This window comes from Streptomyces sp. NPDC059994, from assembly GCF_042737755.1.
GTDB lineage: Bacteria > Actinomycetota > Actinomycetes > Streptomycetales > Streptomycetaceae > Streptomyces.
Window position 1 is genome coordinate 118091 of record NZ_JBHWUR010000006.1, and the last position, 17765, is coordinate 135855.

The following is a 17765-nucleotide window of genomic DNA, read 5'->3' on the forward strand; positions in this document are numbered from 1 at the left end:
TGCTCCAACATAGGGACATTGAGACCTAGGCGCCCTCAACCGGGCGCTCATGGGCGCGCCGTCGCCTAGCGTGGTGCGATGCCCTCCACGACCGATGAAGGAAACCCGCGCCTCGCCGCCCCCGGTGTTCCCGGCTCGGCACAACACTCGGCCGTCGCGGGCCTTCTGAAGGCGAGCCACCCGATGCCGGCGGCGGCGGTGACAGTCCTCGCAGCGCTGCTGTCCGCTGCGTTCGGGCTGCATTTCGCCTCTGCGGCCAAGGCGGTGGCCGCGGTCATCGCGGGCCAGTTGTCGATCGGCTGGTGCAACGACCGGCTGGACCTGCGGCGCGACCGGGCTGCCGGACGTCGGGACAAACCCCTGGCCACGGGGGCTGCTCGGCCGGCCACGGTGGGCACGGCGGCCTGTGCGGCCCTACTTGTGTGCATCCCGCTGTCGCTGGCCTCCGGGGCCCTGGCCGGCGCGGTACACCTCGGCTGCGTTGCCGCCGGATGGACCTACAACCTGTGGCTCAAACGTACGGTCCTCTCCTGGCTGCCGTACGCACTTGCCTTCGGTCTGCTCCCCGCGTTCCTGACGCTGACTCTCCCGAGCCACCCGTGGCCACCACTGTGGTTGACCGTCGCGGCGGCGCTGCTTGGGACCAGCGCCCACTTCGCCAACGTCCTGCCGGACCTTGAAGACGACATCAAGGGCGGGGTGCGTGGCCTCCCGCAGCGAGTGGGCCGACGCGGATCCGTGGCGTCGGCCGCGATCCTGGCCCTCGTCTCCTGTGTGGTGCTGACGGTCGGTCCGACCGGCCGGGTACCCCTGGCCGGCGCGGGTGTGATCGCGGTGGCTCTCGCACTCTGCGTTCTGGCGGCGGCCGGGCCGCCCGCTCTGGTGCGCGGCCGGGGGCCTTTCGTCGTCATCCTGGCCATGGCCGGCCTCGACGCCGCACTCCTGGTACTGGGAGGCGCGCCGCCCACTGGACAGGCCTGGCCGTGACCGGAGCCGAGGAGACGGTACGGTGCCGCGCCGAGGGCGGCCCGAACAGGCGGCTGCGTGGCGCCCTCCAGGCTTGCCCCGACGTCATGGTCACCGTCACCCGCGCCCGCTGACTCCCAGCCCCTGGCCAGGTCTCTTTGCCGGGGTCAGCCCAACAGCCCTGTGCCGTCCGCGGCTTCGCGGGCTCCGTGCGCCGAGAGAGGCGGCTGGCGGTCGGGAACGGCCGTGCTGTTGCGTGGTGCCGGGCGGTCCTTCCGTCACGGGCGGGATGCCCGGTCCAGGCCACGATTGCGGACGGGCGGGCGGAGGACTGTTCTCGCCGCGGGTGCGGTGGTCACTGGTGGTGCCAGGCCGGCTTCGCCGCAGCAGGGCTGTGCGGCGAAGCCGACGTGCCGCTGCATGTGGTCTGAAGGAGAGGCCACGTGCACCAGCCGTCGCCAGGGCCGAGCACACACGGCCCCCTGGGTTGCGCGGGGTGGAATCGCCGCTGGCGGGTCCGGCCGAAGGTTGGTTGATCACGTGCAAAGTCCGCCGCTCCCGATCCAACCTCCGCAGAACGTCTGCCTGTGTGTGGGCCGGCGCGGCACGAGTCAGGGGCCTGCGTGGCAGGCGCCTGCCGGCCCGCTCGGATCTGCTGGGCGGGCCGGCGCCGTGTGCCCCGCAGCCCCACACCGCCGAGCACACCCGGGACAAGCCAGCCGGGGCCGCCGCCGCGGCGTCCCAGAGGCTTCACCGTGCCGAGTAACCCGTATGCCCCGGCGTAATCCGGCTGCGCCGAGGTTTGTGAAGCGTTCGGTTCAGTGCGGGGCCGCAGGTGGGCTGCCTCCCGCAATGAGGAGACCCTGGTCTGATCAAGGTTGGCCATGTGTGCGCCCGGCGGCTTGTGAGGCCGTTCGGCGGTCGCTTTCTGTGCCGACTGCACCACTTGCCCACTGAACTGCGATGTTCGGGGTACTCGTGTGCCATGGGAAGGGTCGGGCTCCCCGGCCCGCGGAACGAGAGGGACGGGAGGTGACCGCCATGACGGGCCCGTATCCGAAGGAGGCGGGGTTCGACGACAGCCCGCACCGCACCGGCCAGGAGCCGGTGAGCGAGCTGGTGCACCGTGCTTCGGAGCAGTTGACGGAGCTGGTGCGCGGTGAAATGCGCCTGGCGACGGCGGAAATGAAGGAGAAGGGCAAACGCTACGGCAAGGGCGGCGGCCTCTTCGGCGGCGCCGGAGTGGTCGGCTTCCTGATGCTGCAGGCACTGGTGGCCACCGTCATCGCGGCGCTGGCCGTGCCGCTGCCCGCGTGGGCTGCGGCGCTGATCGTGACCGTGGTGCTGGGGGTGATCGCCGCAGTGCTGGCCGTCGTCGGAAAGAGGCAGGTCACCCAGGCCGCGCCACCCGTGCCCGAACGGACGATCGAGAGCGTGAAGGCCGACGTGACCGAGATCAAGGAGAGCGCACAGCGATGACCCAGCCACACGACGAGCCCGCCGACGCCGGGCCCGAGGAACTGCGCGAGCACGTTGAGCAGACCCGCGCCGAGCTCGGCGAGACGGTCGCGGCGCTCGCTGCCAAGGCCGACGTCAAAACCCGTGCCCAGGAAAAGGCCACCGCGGCCAGGGAACAAGCCACGGCCAAGGCCGGCGCACTGAAGGCCAAGGCTGCCGACATGGCCCATGAGGCGCAGGACAAGCTGCCTGAGCCGGTCAGGGACAAAGCCGTCCACGCCGCCGAGCGGGCCCGCTCCAAGGCCGCCGAGGCCGGCCGGCTCTGGCATGACACGGCCCCCGAACCGGTACGGCACAAGGCCGCCCAGGGTGCGCGGATGGCTCGTGACAACCGCAGCCTGCTGCTGGCGGCCGCAGGCGCAGCCGTGCTGGTGTGGCTGGCCTGCCGCCGGAAGGAGTGACCCGAATGAAGGCATCGAAGATCCTCTACAAGCCGGTCGGCCTGGCCCTCGGAGCCGTCAGCGGCTTGGTCGCCAGTGCCCTGTTCAAGCAGGCATGGACGACCCTCCGCCACGACGAGGACGCCCCCGACGCCACCGACGAGGAGCGCACGTGGAGTGAAGTGGTGCTGGCCGCCGCGCTGCAGGGCGCGATCTTCGCCGTGGTCAAGGCTGTCGTCGACCGCGGCGGAGCCACCGCCACCCGCCGTCTCACCGGCACCTGGCCCGGCTGACCCGGCGACGCGGGGGGTGTCGGCCGGATGTGGATGCCGACACCCTCACCCGCGCCTGAGGAATGGCCCGCCTTGCTCGCGGGAGCGGTCGCTCGGCCGGAGCGCCGGGGCCAGTGGTCTCCCGGCGACGGTGCCGAGCGCGCCAGGCGCCTGCTCACCGAGCTGGCCGCCCGCTCTCGGAGGCAGGCCGCCGACGTACCGCGGTGATCCTCCCGCCCCTACAAGCGCACCCACGGCGTGACCTGCTTCCACGGCTGCTACTCGATCGGCGACGACACCCTGCGGGGCATCAACCGCCGCCGGAAGGGCACCGCGAACACCCTCGCCGCACTCCGTTCGATCCGCGCCGCCCGCCCGACGGCGCCCAGGTCTACGTGATCCTCGACAACCTGTCCGCCCACAACGGCAAGAAGTTCCTGCGCTGGGCGAAGAACAACAACGTCCACCTGTGCTTCACGCCCACCAACGCGTCCTGGGCGAACCCGATCGAGGCGCACTTCGGACCGCTGCGGCAGTTCACGCTCGCCAACTCGAACTATCCGAACCACACGGTCCGGACCCGCGCGCTGCACGCCTACCTGCGCTGGCGCAACGCCGCCCGCCACCGAAGCGGCGTGAACGACCTGCCTCTACAGGGTCGCTCACCCGAAGGCCTAGACCGGCACGCGGACGAAGCCCTCGGTCCAGTGGTCCTCATCGAGGTCGTACTCTCCGATCTGGAAGCAGTCTGGCTCGTCGGCGAAGCCCGGTAGAAGACGCGCGCGGCGGATCCGCTCTTCGGCCACGGCCTCGGAGGGAGTAGATGCCGAGCAGCTTGACGTCGTCGCCGTCCTGCTCGTTGATGAACACGCCCTCGTCGTCGAGGTGAACCGTCTCGTCGTTGGGGCCGGCTTCGTTCTGGTGGCTGATGCGCCAGAGGGGATAGACCGTCACGGGCGCAGCTACCCCGGGCCCATCCGGTGAACGCTCCCGGTCAGAGCACCAGCTCTCGTTTCACCCCGCTGGCGCTTGCGCCGCCGGGCCGCACACTACTCAAGCCGCTGACATCGGCCAGGGGTGCGGATTGCTGGGAGTGACTTCGTAGGTCAAGCAGCGAGTTGGTAGCGGGTCTGGTGATTGCGCCGGTGCCCTTGGCCCAGATGGTGGGTCCAGTAGCGGTCGAAGTCGCCGTTGGCGAGCAGCGCGCGGAGTTTCAGGACGGCTTCGGCGCCGGCGCTCCGCCCGGCCGTCGACGCGTTCGTCCGACAAATTCGCTACCTGGCGGCCGGAGCGCCGTGATACACAACCGAGATGCTAGACATTTTGGAGTTCCCCGAGGTCCTGCGGCTGATCGAAGACCGCTCGGCCGCGTTCCGCGCCGCGATCGCGTCCGCCCCCGACCTTGACGTCCAGGTCCCGACCTGCCCGGACTGGACGCTGCGCGAACTGGCGCAGCACCTCGGCGACGGCCGCCGCCGCCAGGCCGCCATCGTCGCGGCGGGCCCGGGCGCTGAGCCCCCGGCGAGGACGGACCCGAAGGGCGCCCCGACCGCGCCCCGCGACCGCGAAGCCCTGGACGCCTGGCTCGCCGAGGCGACCGAGCTCATGCTCGACGCGATGCGCGAGGCCGGCCCGGACCGCGGCTGCTGGACCTGGTGGGGCCGCTCGCAGGCCCCGGAGACCAGCGGAGCCGTGGCCCGGCACCAGATCCAGGAGATCGCCGTCCACACCTACGACGCCCAGCTCACCCAGGGGGCCGCACAGCCGCTGCCGACGGACGTCGCGGTCGAGGGCGTCGACGAGTTCCTGACGACCGTCTCGGCGACGACCGTCCCCTGGCCGTTCAAGCCGGCGACCATCGACCTGCACACGACCGAGGGCCGCTCCTGGCGCCTGACCCTCAACGCCGACGGCGTCCGCTGCGACGACCTCGCCGCCGACGCGGAGCCGGGCGACATGGCGATGCGAGGCGCAGCGAGCGAACTGGTCCTCTACTTCTACGACCGCGTCCCGCTCGACGGCCTGGAGACCACCGGCGACACCGAGCCGATGGAGCAGCTCGCAGACTGGGACCCGAACGAGTAAAACGCGCACTTGTGACGCATCTGTCGGTGGTGCGCGCGCTCCTGCGGGCGCCACTGGGCCCGGGGGTTGCGGACATCGCGCGGCTGCGGGCAGGCTGCGGGCCTGCTGTTCAAGGGCGAAAGGCGTACCTGCGGGCGGCTCGCGCTCGACTGGGGACAGTGCGCGGCGGGTGCGGTTTGCTGGGACTGACCTCGTAGATCAAGCAGTGAGTCGGTAGCGGGCCCGGTGGTTGCGCTGGTGTTCTTGGTCGCGGTGGAAGGTCCAGTAACGGTCGAAGTCGCCGTTGGCGAGCAACGCGCGGAGTCTCAGGACGGCTTCGGCGCCGGCCAGTGACCATCGGTGTGAACGCCGCCGATATTCCCCACCCCCAGCGTCACGGAATGGGACATGGGGACCACGGAGTTGCGCCGTCGTCCCCATGGGGATGCCACACCTTCCCGGGCCGCCCGATAGTCAGCCGAGGTTCAGGGGCGGGGCGGGCAGTCAAGGATGAGCGCAGCACATCGCCTTGGCGACGCCGAAGGCGTCCTTGACGGCCCGGCTCGGCCCGCACACTTCGAGATCGGGCGGCCCTCTCCGGAGGCACGGTCATGTCGAGGCCGGCACGTGGGGACGAAGGAGGCCGAGATGGGGAATTACGTGAACGCTGACAATCGGGCTCCGGTGATGTCCAGGCGGTCGCCGATCAGGTGGCGGCAGGCGCCTTCCACGATGCCCGTGGCGATCGGCCATCCTGCGGCCAGGGCGGTGTCGTAGCCCAGGTAGCCGTCCTTGTTCCTGAGGTAGCCGACGGTCTCGGCGATCTTCTTGCGGATCTCGGCGTCCAGGTGTCGGTCGGCGGCTTCGGCGTCGAGCCGGTTCGCGACGTCGGCCGCGCGGCCGTTGAGCACGGCCAGGGCGTGCTCGGCCACGACGGCCGCGGCCCCATCGGCGTCAGGGTGCAGGACGCGGACGGCGTGGTGCAGGTATTGCAGCACATGGATGAAGTCGATCAGGATGTGGATCTCCTTGCCGCGTTGCGCGGCCTCGGCGTTGATCGCGTCGAATTGCGCGTTCGCGCCGTCGACCAGGATGACGCAGGCTCGAGGTGTTCCTCGGCGGGCTCTGGCTCGGCGCCGGCCAGGTCGGTGCAGAGCTGTGCGAGGTCGGTGTGGCCGCGGGCGACGGCGGTCCGGTTCGCGGCCGGCAGGAGCCCGTCCCGGGCATCCCTGCTGTCCTGTGGTTTGTCCATCGCGTCGTACTCGTCGCTCCAGTGCTGGAAGGCGCGTTCGAGGTCGCGGCAGCGCGGGTGCAGGGCCTGGGCTCGCTCGCGCTGGGCCACCCGGTGGGGTGCCGTTTCGCGGTGGCGCACGGCGTCCAGGCCGGAGGAGACGGCGTCGGCCTGCCCGGGGTGGAGGCGGGCGTGCTGCTCGTCGTGGACACGGCGATCTCCAGAGCCGACTTGTCCGGGGCGCAGACTCGCCCCAAGGTCACTCATCCCTGGAGAGTGCCTTCGAGGGCACGCCTTTCTTCCATCGCGTCGGCGACGGAGTCCAGCACCCCATGGGCTTGCTGGGCAAGCAGGGGTTCGGCGAGGAAGCGGCCTTCCGTGTCGCCGCGGTGCTCAATGCCGGGGACCGACAGGGTGGCCGCCGGACGCAGACCGACGCGTGCCAGCACCGGCCGGAGCATTTCAATAGCGGGAGCCCCGCCCGAGGTGCCGGAGCTGTAGCTGATCAGACCCACCGGCTTGCTCTGCCACTCCTTGTAGAGGTAGTCGATGGCGTTCTTCAGCGCGGCGCTGAAGCCGCCGTTGTACATCGGCATCACGAACACAAAGCAGTCGGCGGCGTCGATCGCCGCACTCCAGTCCTTGGTGTGCTGGTGGACGTAGCTGCCCGTGGACGGGTGCTCCGGCTCCTCGTGGAAGGGCAGCCGGACCTCGGCCAGGTCGATGAGCGTGGTCTCGAACTCCTGGTGTTCACGGGCGAGTTCGGCGACCCACTGGGCCAGGGGGCGGCCCGCCGAGGCAGGACGGGTGCTGGCCGAGACGACATACAGACGGGACATGGAGTTCATCCTTTACACGACAGGGGATGCGGTCTTGCGGAGCGTGAAGTGGCGGATGGCCGGCTGGGCGAGCGGACCGATCGCCACGGCGAACAGGAGGGTGCCCACGCCGACCGTGCCGCCGAGGAGCCAGCCGCCGGCCAGGACGGCCACCTCGATGACAGTGCGGGCGGCGCGGATCGAGATCCCGTGGGCGGCCAGGCCGGTCATCAAGCCGTCCCGAGGGCCGGGCCCGAGGCCGGCGCCGATATAGAGCCCGGTGGCCAGCGCGTTCAGCGCGACGCCCACCAGCAGCAGCGGGACACGGGCAGCCAGGGCGCTGGGCTCCGGCAGCAGCCGGAGCGTGATGTCGGCGGCCGGCCCGACGACCAGGACATTGCAGAGCGTGCCGATGCCGGGGCGGACCCGCAGCGGTATCCAGGCGAGCAGCACCAGGGCGCCCACCCCGTTGACGACCCAGCCGAAGGACAGGCCGGTGCGGTGGGCGATGCCCTGGTGCAGAACATCCCAGGAGGGCACGCCAAGTCCCGCGGCGATCATCAGCGCGATGCTGACGCCGAACAAGTACAGCCCTGAGAACAGGTACAGCGGCCTGGCCACGGAAACTCCCAGATGGTTGACGTGTCATGTATGACGGTACGAGGAGGTGGGTGACACGTCAACCAGATCTGGCTAGGCTGTGGCCATGAACCAAGACCCACGCTGGCTGACGGAGCAGGAACAGCGCGCCTGGCAGGCGTACCGCCGTATGTTTCTCCTGCTCAACGCCCAGCTGTCGCGCGACCTCGGAAAGGACAGCGGACTCTCCGAGCCGGACTACGACGTGCTGTCCAACCTGAGCGGCAGCCCCGACCACCGCCGCCGCATCAGTGAGCTCGCCGACCGGATGCTCTGGTCCCGCAGCCGTCTCTCCCACCACCTGGCCCGCATGCAGCAGCGCGGACTGGTGACCCGGGAGGAATGCGCGACCGACGGCCGGGGCGCCATCGTCGCCCTCACCGAAGAGGGGCTGCGCACCATCGAGGCCGCGGCGCCGCTCCATGTGGCCTCTGTGCGGCGCCACTTCATCGATCTTCTCGATGCCGAGCAGATCGACGCATTCGCGGGGATCGGCGAGAGGGTCGTCGGACGTCTCACCGAAGACTGACACCGACCCGGAGGACCTGCTGTCTCGGCAACGGCTTCAAGGCCGCCAAGGAGATGTCGCCAACCAGTGAGAGGCCGCCCGCCCAGAAGCCGCCCGCATCCCGTCTCCTGCCGGTGATTCGAAGCGCTCCGCACACCCATCCGCCCGAGCCGCAAACGGAACTACTGCTGCCGATGATGGCTGCGTGGTTGTCCCCACGGCCGGGCAACCTGTTGACGGCACGCGTGCAAGGACGGCACGTTTCCTATCGGGTTCCGGCGCCAGCGGACAAGGACCGTGCAGCCGTCTGGGAACAGCAAGGCGAGCCGGCGCCGCTGAGCCGGTGCAAACAAACACGCGGGGCACCGTCATGGCGACGGCGCCCCGCGCCGCGTTCCAGATCCTGCCCCTATGACTCGCCGGAAGCGGCGCGTTCGCCCTGTACGTACGGGTCCAACTCGACGTCGTAGGTGCCCGCGTGGCCGGCCAGCTGTTCCACGATGCGTTCCCACTCGGCGAGCTCGGCGACCCGGCGTCCGCCGTCCGGCTCGGCCGACGGCTCCCCGATGCCCTCCGGCGCCGGGCTGTCCGCACGTGCGGCCAGCCGGTGGAACGCGCTGGCCGCCTCATGATGGGTCATTCCCTGGGCCTGGCGACGTACCGCCGCCCGCCCCGCGTGCTCGGCCTCGGTGGGCCCCTCCTCCGCCGACTCGGGGTGTGGCAACGGCTGTTGGTACGTCATCGGCTCTCCTCCTTCTGCGCGGACACGGCGACGCGCCAACGCCGCCTCGCTCCTGTGCCCTACCCCCATCCTCCCCGGATACGTCAGGGCTCCGGCCCGAAGGCGGTCAGGGCGTTCATCCCTGGGACCGCCTCACCGGCTCCGCAACCGTCCGCGTCGCGGCTGAGGAGTATGCCACGACCGGGAAACGGCGCCTTCTCGCTGAACGCTGCACCCAGGCCGCACGCATGCGCCGGGCCTGGGCCGACTGCCGTCGCGTCAGCGGATCAGCACCGGCAGCCCCAACGATCGGGCATCCGGCGTGTCAGCCGGAGAAGACCCGGGTGTTCTGTGCGGCCGCGATCCGCCAGCGGCCGTTGTCCTTGGAGAGGACGTACATCGGGCGGCCTTCCGGCTCGTCCTCGATGGGCTGCCCGTCGAGGGTGACCGGCCGCTGGCGGACGTTGACCGCGGCGACGTCCGGGCGGACGAACAGGATCCGCACGACCTCGTAGCTGGCCGTCGACTGCTTCATCGCGCCGGGCAGCACCTGGCGGGTGAAGGCGTCGATCTCGTCCCAGCCCGACAGCCGCTTGCCGTGCGCGGTCGTCCACACCGGGTGCTGCTTGCGGAAGTTGCTCATGAACGCGTCGACGAGCTCGTTCTGCTGCGCGTACTGGACGCCCGCCACGAAGCGGACGATGGCCTCGACGTCGGCCTGCTGCCCGTCCGCCGCACCGAACACCTCGATGCTGTCCGTGTCCGCCTGCGGGTACGAGAGTTGGCGTACGTCGGCGACCGCTCCCGCGCGCCGCGGCAGCCAGCCGAGGCTTGCGCGCGCCGCGTCCCCGCTGACGGTCTGGTCGAGGGCGAGCGCGTCGGCGAACGGTGCGCCGAGCTCCGCGCGGGCGTCCTCCAGAGGCCACGACCGCGGCTCGCCGTCGACCCCGGCCGCCGCTCCGGCCGCCGCCGCGAGGTCGCGTACCGGGACGGCGGATTCGGCGACACCGTGCCACAGGCTGCCGGCGGGCGCCTTCTCGGCGGTGGCGACGAACAGGTCGGCCAAGTCGTCGACGTGCACCATCGGCCAGTGCACGGCCTCCTCGCCGACATACGTCGGGGTCCCGTGCTTGCGAGCGAGGCCGACGAGCAGCGCGGGTATGCCGCCGCCGTTTCCGTGCACGATGCCGGGGCGGATGACCGTTGCCCGCACGCCGGCGTCAGCGGTGTCGAGCACCTGGCGTTCGATTGCCGGGCGGTAGCCGACGATCGGCAGCGGGTTGACGGGGGCGTTCTCGTCGGCGGCGTCCGGGCCGGTGGCGCCGAGGACCCATACGCCGCTCGCGTACACGAACGCGCGCCCGGTGCCGCGCAGCGGGTCGGTGAGCGCGGTGATCGCTGCGGCGTCTACCGCGGCGTCGCCGGTCGGGGGCGCGAGGTTGACGACGGCGTCGATGTCGGAGGTGACTGCGCGGGTGAGTGAGGCGGGGTCGGTCAGGTCTCCGACGCGCTGCTCGTGTCCGGCGTCCGGGCGGTGGGCGTCACGTACCAGCGCGACCACCTGGTGACCGGCGTCGGCCAGGTGCGCGGAGACGGCGGAGCCGATGTAGCCGGAGGCGCCGATGAGAAGGACCTTCACGGGGATCACCTTTCACGGAAGCCGAGCGCCCTGGTTGAGCGCTGGTCGAAAACTTCGATGTCGAAATATTAGACACGGAGCTACCGCGATGTCAAAAACTTCGACGTCGAAGTGTTAAGCTCGTGGCGAAGTCGGTTCGACGGTCGGCCGGGCGAGGCAGGACCCCACAAGGGAGGACACATGGCGGCAACCCCACCGGGCGACGGCGTGGACGCGATCATCCGGCAGTGGCAGCAGGTCCGGCCCGACCTCGACTGCTCGCCGATGGCCGTGATCGGCCGCCTGTCGCGTGCGTCCCGCCTGCTTGAGCGGGCCCTCAAAGAGCACTTCGCGCAGTACGGCGTCGAGCCGTGGGAGTTCGACGTCCTCGCGACGCTCTACCGCTCGGGCCCGCCGTACACCGTCAGCGCGGGAGAGCTCAGCACGGCCGCGATGGTCAGCTCGGCGGCGCTCACCAACCGCATCGACCGGCTCGTCGACAAGGGCCTCGTCGACCGCGAGCTCGACTCCACCCACCGGCGCCGCGTCCTCATCTCCCTGACGGACGCGGGCATCCGCGCCATCGAGGACCTCGTAGAACACCACTTGGCGAACGAGGAACGCCTCCTCGGCGGCCTGGCCCCCACTGAGCGCAAACAACTCGTGCGGCTCCTCCGCACCCTGCTGATCTCCCTCGGCGACCAACCGCAGACACCGACGACGCACTGAGGCGATCCGGGCCGCGGGGGTGCCCGCGGGACTCTGCCGGAACGAGTGCACGGTCATGCGCCGCGACACTTGTCGGAATCCGTGTGCTGGACCTCGCCAGCGGGCTGCTGGTGCCGTCGGCGGGCAGGCCGGGCTGGGCGGCAGCCCGGCGACCGCCCGGCGCGCGGCACTCGGCCGCTGACCTAACCCACCCGGGCCGGGCACCCCAAGGAGTGCCGGGCCCGAAGGTGTCAAGGGTTCTGCCGATTTCGGCCGTGCCGGTGGGGTGGGTGGGGCTCTGGCCGGTGCGGGGCGAGTGGCCGTTTATTCTTCAGGGTGGCCGCGGGAGGGTGGGCGCTTCGCGGTACGCGGCACCTGCGCAACGGCCGGTCCGGCCGGTCGAGGACACCGGCCTGCGTCGGGGCCTCGGCCTGGACGAGGACCACATGATGCTGAGCACGAAGGCCGTAGGGGAGTCGGGTGACCCCGCCGGCATGCGTCTCAGCGATGTGGGCCGCCCGCCCGCACACAGATGACCCCCGGGGAGAAGTGAGGTATGGCAGTGATCTGCGTCGGAGGCATGATCGGGATCGGTAAGACGAGCGTTGCCGAACTGCTCGCGAAGGAGCTGGGCAGCACGGTCTTCTACGAGAGCGTGGAAGACAATCCGATCCTTCCGCTGTTCTACACGGCGAGCCCCGAGGAGATCCAGGCTAAGCGCTACCCGTTCCTGCTTCAGCTGTACTTCCTGCAGACGCGGTTCGCCTCGATCAAGGAGGCGTACAAGCAGGGTGACAATGTCCTGGACCGGTCCATCTACGAGGACTGGTATTTCGCCAAGGTCAATCACGATCTGGGCCGGATCAGCTCCCTGGAGATGCAGCTGTACGAGGGACTGCTCGCCGAGATGATGCGCGAGATCGACAGCCTGCCGTACCGCAAGGCACCCGATCTCATGGTCTACCTCAAGGCGGACTTCCAGACGGTACTGCACCGCATCGGGGTGCGGGGCCGCGATTTCGAGCAGGACGACACTCTCGTCGAGTACTACCGCACCCTGTGGTCCGGCTACGACGACTGGGTGCACCAGCACTACTCGGCCAGCGATGTCCTCGTCGTCGACATGAACCACACCGATGTGGTGAACAACCCTGAGGATGCAGCCCGAGTGGGGCGCGAGGTCAAGGAGGCCCTGGCCGCGGCCAGGCGCCGCATCTGAGCCCGTTCCGCGGGATCGGATAGATGGGGTACGGGTACGGGGACGGGGACGACATGCCCATTCGGCTCCCGTCCACCGACCGCATCGCCATCGAGGTCGAGTGAGCGGTCACCGGACGTCCGCCGGCACCGGCCCATGCGACCCACCTGGCAGACGTCCGGCACAACCGCTTCCCGGCACTGTTGCGGACAAGGGCACCACAAGATTGGTCCGGATCCGCTGTTCCCGGCGGGGTGGGTGCCCCGAGCCCTGGGTATACGGCTGTATACAGTGTGCGGTATGAAGACGACCCGATCTCTGCTCGCCCTGGCGCTGGGGGTGTCCGCCCTGTTCGCGGGCGCTCCCGCCCCTGCCGTTGCCGATCCGGCGCCGCTCGTCACCACCGGCGCGGTGTTCAACAACCCGACGGGGGACGCGGCCGCCCAGGACGCGGTGTTCGGCCACATAGCCCGGCTCGTCGACGGGGCCCAGAGGGGCTCGGACATCAAGATGTCGATGTACGTGCTCGGCTCGGACTACCTCGCGGCCCGGCTGACCGCGGCGCACCAGCGCGGCGTGAACGTCCAGGTCGTCCTGGACAACGAGAGCCTGCTGCACTGGGCGGGCAAGGTCACGTACCCGAAGCTCGTCGAAGGCCTCAAGCCCGCGACGGGGTCCGGCACTTCATGGGTGCGGGTCTGCGCCGAGAATCAGGCGTGCCTCGCCAAGGACCCGAACCCGGGCGACTCCTTCCACGGTGTCAACCACAACAAGTTCGTGCTCTTCTCCCGCACCACCGGCAGCGGCGCGGGCACGGTCCCGGTCGACGACGTGGTCGTGCAGACGTCCGCCAACCAGACTCCGTGGGACCGGCAGCACGCCTTCAACGACGCGCTGACCGTGGCTGGCAACACCGCGCTGTACGCCGCGTACACCGGCTACTTCAACGACCTCGCGGCTGCCCAGGCCGGGACGAAGGCGCAGGTCGCCGACTACCCGACGGAGTATCCGGCGGGCAACGCGAAGGCGTACTTCTTCCCCCGGGCTGCCTCCGACCCGATCCTCAACATCCTCAACAGCGTCGACGACCCGGTGGACGGGCAGCCCGCCTGCTACGGGAACTCTGCGGGCCACGGCACCGAGGACGGCCGTACCGTTGTCCGGGTGGCGATGCACCAGATCACCCGGCCCGAGGTCGCCAAGAAGCTGTGGGAGCTCGACGACGCGGGCTGCTACGTCGACATCGTCTACCGCTACCTCGACGTCGAAGGGGCCGGTACGGCGATCGCCGACCAGCTGTCCAAGCCGACCAGGTTCGGCGGGATCGCCCTGCACCGCCTGGACGACGCGGATGACGGCGACGGCGACCCGAAGACGCGGAACGCGATGGCCACGCACTCCAAGTACCTTCTGATCGACGGGACCTACCTCGGCAAGGCCGACCAGAAGATCGTCTTCACTGGCAGCCACCCGTACACGAAGAGCGCGTTGACGACGAACGACGAGGCGCTCCTCAAGTACGACGACGCGGCGGTGCACGACGCCTACCGCGAGAACTTCCGCGCCCAACGCGCGCTGGCCGACCAGCAGATGGCCCGCGTCGGATCTCCCGGCTGACCCTCGACCAACATCGAGGAGACCGACGAGACGGTCCGCATCCGCCTCGGCGCTGATCCGGTCGACTTGCCGTACCCATCGCTGACATCAGGGCCCCGGGGCCGTCCACATGATGATTCGGGCCCCGAAACGCTCGTGCCCCGCGCCTCTCCCAGGGGGGGCGAACCCAGTTCCCCACTGAACATCACGGACCTGGCCGTCGCCCTCACCGGAGGCCGAGCCGTCCCGGAACACGCCTCCTCGCCGCGGCCCGGCCGAGAAGCACGGCCCTGTCTCGCCGGATGTGAGACAGGGCCGTCCATTGGACGTTCCCCGCCCGCGCAGGAGCAGTGCGGGCCCCGGAGAGCGCGTCAGCCGGGGCGGTCAGAAGAAGTGGCGGACGAAGACGTCCGACTTGCCGTTGGTGTCGCCGGGCACGATGTCGTCGGCCGTGGACTGGAAGACCACGTCGCGCCCATCGGCGCTGATCGCGTCGGTTCCGGCCGAGGCGGGCTGGTTCGAGACGATCTCGTCGGTGCCCGTCCGTAGGTCGCGCAGCGTCAGCGACGGTCCGGGCGTGTCGTGCGGGGCGTACAGCAGGTAGCGGCCGGTGGGATCGATGGCCACGCCCCGCACGTTCGGCACCACCAGGGCGGTGCCCGATCGCACGTCGTGGACGTAGGTGTCGGAGCCCGAGAGGTAGACGACCTTGCCGCCGTCGTCGCTGAGCTGGACGAGTGTCGCCCCCGCGGACGGGCCCTCGATCGGGCCGGCGGTGGCGCCGCTGGTCCGGTCCCACACGAAGACGTCCTCCGACTTGCCGTCCTGGTAGGCGATATAGCGGCCGTCGCCGCTGATGGACGGCCGGGACGAGTAGGTGTGGTCGAGGCCGGCGACGGTCACCTTGGCGCCGGTGTTCCAGTCCTGAACCTCGATGCGCTGGCTGGACGACGGTTGCCTGACGAGGATGACAAGGGCGATGGAGCGGCCGTCCGCGCTCAGCGACGGCTGGCTGCAGCTGTAGGCCGAGCAGTCGGCGGAAGCCGTCCTTCCCGTGCTCACCTGATCCTGGCGAATCCGCACGTTGTTCATCCACTGCACCAGATAGGCGACGTATTCCCCGTCACCGCTGATCACCGGGGACTGGAGCGGGGTCAGGTACCCGATCCGCTGGGTCTGCCTCGTCCGCTGGTCGCGGACGTACACCCGGTCGCCTCCCGTCGTGGCATCGGGTGTGAGGTTCTTCGCCGACGACGAGAAGACGACGTGGCGGCCGTCGGGCGTGATCGAGGCGCCGGCGGAGTTGTCGTCGGCCTGGGTGTCGCCGACCGCGACACTGATCCTCTCGACACCGGCACCGAGGTCGCCGCCCGCGACGCCCGCCACGGCCGTGGGCTCGGCCGAGGCGGCTCCGGGCAGCACCGCCGTGACCGCGCAGACCGCGACCGCCGTGCTCAGGGCGGCCCGCACACGTCTGGTGGTGCTCCGGTTCGCGTTTCCCCTCATTCTCCCCCCAGGCAGGACACGGTCTCTCCTCCAGTTCCCTACCAGAGGACCGCAAGCATGCAACCGTGGTGGCGCTGTGGGGTCAATGCGTCACATGACCGAGGGGCGCGGTTTCGGCCATGTGAGAGCGGTCCGCTGCGCAAATGGACACCGGGTTTTATATGCCGAGTGACTGCGTATGTGATGTGGAAAGAACGACTCGGCGAGGAGCGGTGTCGTAGCTTGAACCGATCCTGCCCATGCTGCGGCGGATGCCCTGCCGACGGCATACGTCGGCGAAGGCCGCCGCGTTGCATTGCGCGCTCCTGTCCGTGTGAAAGACGACGCCGTCGACGCAGGTTGCGGTGCGGGTGCCGGTCGCGGTGTCGCCTCGGAGTGGGTGGAGTGCAATCGGCTGCTGTCGGATGCCGCCCGCAAGGCCGTCGCGCCGCCCCGGTGAAGGTGGGACCGCGCCTCATCTGCTGTTGCTGCCGTGCTCAGAAAGCTTGGGCCCGCGGACAGGCGACTCACCAGCAGAGCGTCACACGGTCCTGCCGACCGACCTCAGTGGGCTTTGAGTTGTGTCAGTTCGGTACTGGACTGGCGATGCGTTCGATGCGGGGCTCGGCGAGCCTGGTGTAGTCCGCGCCGGAGATGGCCAGCGAGCGGTCAAGGCGGGCGGCGTTGAAGTGGAGGCAGGGCTGGGCGATGACGTCTGGGTCTGCGACGAGTTCAAGTTCGGGGTCGAAGCTGAAGGGCAGGACGGTGCCGGGGACGGCGTGGGCCAGTCGCTCGGCCGTGGCTGCGTCACAGAAACCGACGTAGCGGGCCGCGAACAGTGTACGGATGGCGTTGAGGTCCACACGCCGGTCACCGGGGACGACCGCGAGCACGTAGCGAGTGACTCGCCGGTCGATCTTGACGATGAGGATGAGGCATTTCGCTGCTTCCGACACCGGGTGTCCGCGCAGTGCGCTGACCGTTTCGGTTGTGCCTTCCGGTTCGTGGTCAATGAGCTTGTACACGGTTGCCGTGCTGTCGAGCAGGTTGATCAGACGCTGGTAGGTGTCGTTGTCCGGCATGGGGACTCCTCTTTGTGGGTGGTGCGGTGGGTGCGTTCGATGCCCTGTCCCCAGTACGTTCCGGTGACCATGAGCGCCGCCCCGAGGCCGGCAAGGGCGGTGACCTTTTCGCCGCCGAGGCCGATGCCGACCGCGACGGCCCAGACCGGTTCGGTGCCAAGTAGCAGACTGGCCCGGCTTGCGGAGCTGTTCTGTACCGCCCAGGTCTGGGCAAGGAAGGCGAACACGCTGCAGAACAGGGCCAGATGGACGAGCTGGCCCCAGACCCCGGGATCGACCTGAGTCAGCCTCGGCAGGCCGCTGGAGGCCGGCACGGCGAACAGCGCCGAGCCGAGAACCGTCTGGACGGCCGTGAGCTGCAACGGCCGGACAACGCGGCCCTTCGTCAGTCGCCCCACGAGCGCAACGTGCACTGCGCGCACCACCGCGGCGGCGAGCATCAGCAGGTCGCCGATGCGGGGAGTGTGGAAGCCGCTGCCAGACATGAGCAGTGTGACGGCCAGCAGGCACAACCCTGCGGCGGCGAAGAAGCGCGGGGGCAGCGGGCCGTTGTCTGCCGTGCGGTCCAGCAGTGGGGTGAGGACGATGGTGAGGCTGATGATCAAGCCGGCGTTGGCCGCGCTGGTGTGGGCGACGCCGTACGTCTCAAGAACCAGGACCGCAGCCTGGGTGACCCCCAAGAAGGACCCGGTACGCACCTCATCTCGCGTGTAGCGCCCCTCTTGCCGGATGGCGACGAGGGCGAGGCAGGCGATCCCGGAGATCGCATACCGTGCGAACAGCACTACGAGGACGGGCAGGGCGTAGGTGGCCGTCTTCGCGGCCAGGTAGCTGGAGCCCCAGACGATGGCGACAAGCAGAAGCACTGCGTCAGTGCGGCGGGCGTGGAACACCCCCCTACGCTGCATTGCTTCCACGCTGAAGCCAAGGGCGAAGTTCTTAAGAGATCTTGAAGTATCAC

Annotated in this window: 18 protein-coding genes and 1 pseudogene; 10 read left to right on the plus strand and 9 right to left on the minus strand. The window is 69.9% G+C overall.

The features are described from left to right. Nucleotides 1-78 precede the first annotated feature (78 nt). The 6 genes and pseudogenes from ACFWA7_RS05730 to ACFWA7_RS05755 all read left to right on the plus strand — a co-directional run bounded on the left by ACFWA7_RS05730 (nt 79) and on the right by ACFWA7_RS05755 (nt 5221). A complete protein-coding gene (locus ACFWA7_RS05730; RefSeq protein WP_385534377.1) occupies nt 79-987 on the plus strand; it encodes a UbiA family prenyltransferase in 909 nt (302 codons plus the stop codon). A gap of 1020 nt (nt 988-2007) precedes the next feature. Beyond that, the gene (locus ACFWA7_RS05735) at nt 2008-2445 is read left to right on the plus strand and encodes a phage holin family protein (RefSeq protein WP_385821194.1); all 438 of its coding nucleotides are present in this window, start codon (nt 2008-2010) and stop codon (nt 2443-2445) included. Beyond that, a complete protein-coding gene (locus ACFWA7_RS05740; protein ID WP_385534373.1) occupies nt 2442-2885 on the plus strand; it encodes a DUF3618 domain-containing protein in 444 nt (147 codons plus the stop codon). Before ACFWA7_RS05735 ends, ACFWA7_RS05740 begins: the two co-directional genes overlap by 4 nt. A gap of 5 nt (nt 2886-2890) precedes the next feature. Further along, on the plus strand, nt 2891-3157 hold the full coding sequence (locus ACFWA7_RS05745) for a DUF4235 domain-containing protein (RefSeq protein ID WP_385534371.1): 267 nt from the start codon (nt 2891-2893) through the stop codon (nt 3155-3157). Nucleotides 3158-3376: 219 nt separating this feature from the next. Next, nucleotides 3377-3909: pseudogene (locus ACFWA7_RS05750) on the plus strand (transposase); the annotation flags it as partial. A 538-nt stretch (nt 3910-4447) separates the two neighbouring features. Next, nucleotides 4448-5221, plus strand: coding sequence for a maleylpyruvate isomerase N-terminal domain-containing protein (locus tag ACFWA7_RS05755; RefSeq protein WP_385821196.1), 774 nt, complete (start codon nt 4448-4450; stop codon nt 5219-5221). 635 nt (nt 5222-5856) lie between these two features. Here ACFWA7_RS05755 and ACFWA7_RS05760 read toward each other — a convergent pair. Genes ACFWA7_RS05760 through ACFWA7_RS05775 form a run of 4 tightly spaced genes read right to left on the minus strand, consistent with a single transcriptional unit; the run spans nt 5857 to nt 7870 of the window. Next, nucleotides 5857-6198 carry a hypothetical protein gene (locus tag ACFWA7_RS05760; RefSeq protein ID WP_385821198.1) on the minus strand — a complete coding sequence of 114 codons (342 nt, stop codon included), beginning with the start codon at nt 6196-6198 and terminating at the stop codon, nt 5857-5859. 14 nt (nt 6199-6212) lie between these two features. Then, nucleotides 6213-6698, minus strand: a complete 486-nt coding sequence (locus ACFWA7_RS05765; RefSeq protein WP_385821200.1) for a hypothetical protein — start codon at nt 6696-6698, stop codon at nt 6213-6215. Then, on the minus strand, nt 6695-7270 hold the full coding sequence (locus ACFWA7_RS05770) for an NADPH-dependent FMN reductase (RefSeq protein WP_385821202.1): 576 nt from the start codon (nt 7268-7270) through the stop codon (nt 6695-6697). The genes ACFWA7_RS05765 and ACFWA7_RS05770 overlap by 4 nt, the downstream gene beginning before the upstream one ends. A 12-nt stretch (nt 7271-7282) precedes the next feature. Then, nucleotides 7283-7870, minus strand: a complete 588-nt coding sequence (locus ACFWA7_RS05775) for a YitT family protein (RefSeq protein WP_385534363.1) — start codon at nt 7868-7870, stop codon at nt 7283-7285. An 85-nt stretch (nt 7871-7955) separates the two neighbouring features. Here ACFWA7_RS05775 and ACFWA7_RS05780 point away from each other — a divergent pair, with 85 nt between their 5' ends. After that, nucleotides 7956-8417, plus strand: a complete 462-nt coding sequence (locus tag ACFWA7_RS05780; RefSeq protein WP_385821204.1) for a MarR family winged helix-turn-helix transcriptional regulator — start codon at nt 7956-7958, stop codon at nt 8415-8417. 388 nt (nt 8418-8805) lie between these two features. On the opposite strand, the gene ACFWA7_RS05785 is transcribed toward ACFWA7_RS05780, so the two are convergent. Continuing rightward, nucleotides 8806-9138 (minus strand): hypothetical protein, encoded by a 333-nt coding sequence (locus ACFWA7_RS05785; RefSeq protein ID WP_385534359.1) that lies wholly within the window; start codon nt 9136-9138, stop codon nt 8806-8808. 304 nt (nt 9139-9442) lie between these two features. Continuing rightward, complete coding sequence (locus ACFWA7_RS05790; protein ID WP_385821206.1) at nt 9443-10756, minus strand: SgcJ/EcaC family oxidoreductase; 1314 nt, start codon at nt 10754-10756, stop codon at nt 9443-9445. A 180-nt stretch (nt 10757-10936) separates the two neighbouring features. On the opposite strand from ACFWA7_RS05790, the gene ACFWA7_RS05795 reads away from it, so the two are divergent. The 3 genes from ACFWA7_RS05795 to ACFWA7_RS05805 all read left to right on the plus strand — a co-directional run bounded on the left by ACFWA7_RS05795 (nt 10937) and on the right by ACFWA7_RS05805 (nt 14258). After that, on the plus strand, nt 10937-11464 hold the full coding sequence (locus ACFWA7_RS05795; RefSeq protein WP_385534355.1) for a MarR family winged helix-turn-helix transcriptional regulator: 528 nt from the start codon (nt 10937-10939) through the stop codon (nt 11462-11464). 535 nt (nt 11465-11999) lie between these two features. After that, complete coding sequence (locus ACFWA7_RS05800; RefSeq protein ID WP_385821208.1) at nt 12000-12662, plus strand: deoxynucleoside kinase; 663 nt, start codon at nt 12000-12002, stop codon at nt 12660-12662. 279 nt (nt 12663-12941) lie between these two features. Continuing rightward, nucleotides 12942-14258 (plus strand): phospholipase D-like domain-containing protein, encoded by a 1317-nt coding sequence (locus ACFWA7_RS05805; protein WP_385821210.1) that lies wholly within the window; start codon nt 12942-12944, stop codon nt 14256-14258. A 363-nt stretch (nt 14259-14621) separates the two neighbouring features. Here the strand turns inward: ACFWA7_RS05805 and ACFWA7_RS05810 are convergent, their stop codons facing one another. From ACFWA7_RS05810 to ACFWA7_RS05820, 3 genes are all read right to left on the minus strand, one after another. Continuing rightward, nucleotides 14622-15707, minus strand: a complete 1086-nt coding sequence (locus tag ACFWA7_RS05810) for a WD40 repeat domain-containing protein (protein WP_385821212.1) — start codon at nt 15705-15707, stop codon at nt 14622-14624. Between the two features lie 599 nt (nt 15708-16306). Further along, entirely contained in the window at nt 16307-16804 is a 498-nt protein-coding gene (locus tag ACFWA7_RS05815) for a YbaK/EbsC family protein (RefSeq protein WP_385821214.1), read from the minus strand. Continuing rightward, the gene (locus ACFWA7_RS05820; protein ID WP_385821216.1) at nt 16774-17697 is read right to left on the minus strand and encodes a DMT family transporter; all 924 of its coding nucleotides are present in this window, start codon (nt 17695-17697) and stop codon (nt 16774-16776) included. The genes ACFWA7_RS05815 and ACFWA7_RS05820 overlap by 31 nt, the downstream gene beginning before the upstream one ends. Nucleotides 17698-17765: the final 68 nt, after the last annotated feature.

Bases quoted from the DNA above. Each gene is read 5' to 3' on its own strand.
- ACFWA7_RS05730 (WP_385534377.1), top strand. From the start codon at position 79: ATGCCCTCCACGACCGATGAAGGAAACCCGCGCCTCGCCGCCCCCGGT.
- ACFWA7_RS05735 (WP_385821194.1), top strand. From the start codon at position 2,008: ATGACGGGCCCGTATCCGAAGGAGGCGGGGTTCGACGACAGCCCGCAC.
- ACFWA7_RS05740 (WP_385534373.1), top strand. From the start codon at position 2,442: ATGACCCAGCCACACGACGAGCCCGCCGACGCCGGGCCCGAGGAACTG.
- ACFWA7_RS05745 (WP_385534371.1), top strand. From the start codon at position 2,891: ATGAAGGCATCGAAGATCCTCTACAAGCCGGTCGGCCTGGCCCTCGGA.
- ACFWA7_RS05755 (WP_385821196.1), top strand. From the start codon at position 4,448: ATGCTAGACATTTTGGAGTTCCCCGAGGTCCTGCGGCTGATCGAAGAC.
- ACFWA7_RS05765 (WP_385821200.1), bottom strand. From the start codon at position 6,698: ATGAGTGACCTTGGGGCGAGTCTGCGCCCCGGACAAGTCGGCTCTGGA.
- ACFWA7_RS05770 (WP_385821202.1), bottom strand. From the start codon at position 7,270: ATGTCCCGTCTGTATGTCGTCTCGGCCAGCACCCGTCCTGCCTCGGCG.
- ACFWA7_RS05780 (WP_385821204.1), top strand. From the start codon at position 7,956: ATGAACCAAGACCCACGCTGGCTGACGGAGCAGGAACAGCGCGCCTGG.
- ACFWA7_RS05785 (WP_385534359.1), bottom strand. From the start codon at position 9,138: ATGACGTACCAACAGCCGTTGCCACACCCCGAGTCGGCGGAGGAGGGG.
- ACFWA7_RS05795 (WP_385534355.1), top strand. From the start codon at position 10,937: ATGGCGGCAACCCCACCGGGCGACGGCGTGGACGCGATCATCCGGCAG.
- ACFWA7_RS05800 (WP_385821208.1), top strand. From the start codon at position 12,000: ATGGCAGTGATCTGCGTCGGAGGCATGATCGGGATCGGTAAGACGAGC.
- ACFWA7_RS05805 (WP_385821210.1), top strand. From the start codon at position 12,942: ATGAAGACGACCCGATCTCTGCTCGCCCTGGCGCTGGGGGTGTCCGCC.
- ACFWA7_RS05815 (WP_385821214.1), bottom strand. From the start codon at position 16,804: ATGCCGGACAACGACACCTACCAGCGTCTGATCAACCTGCTCGACAGC.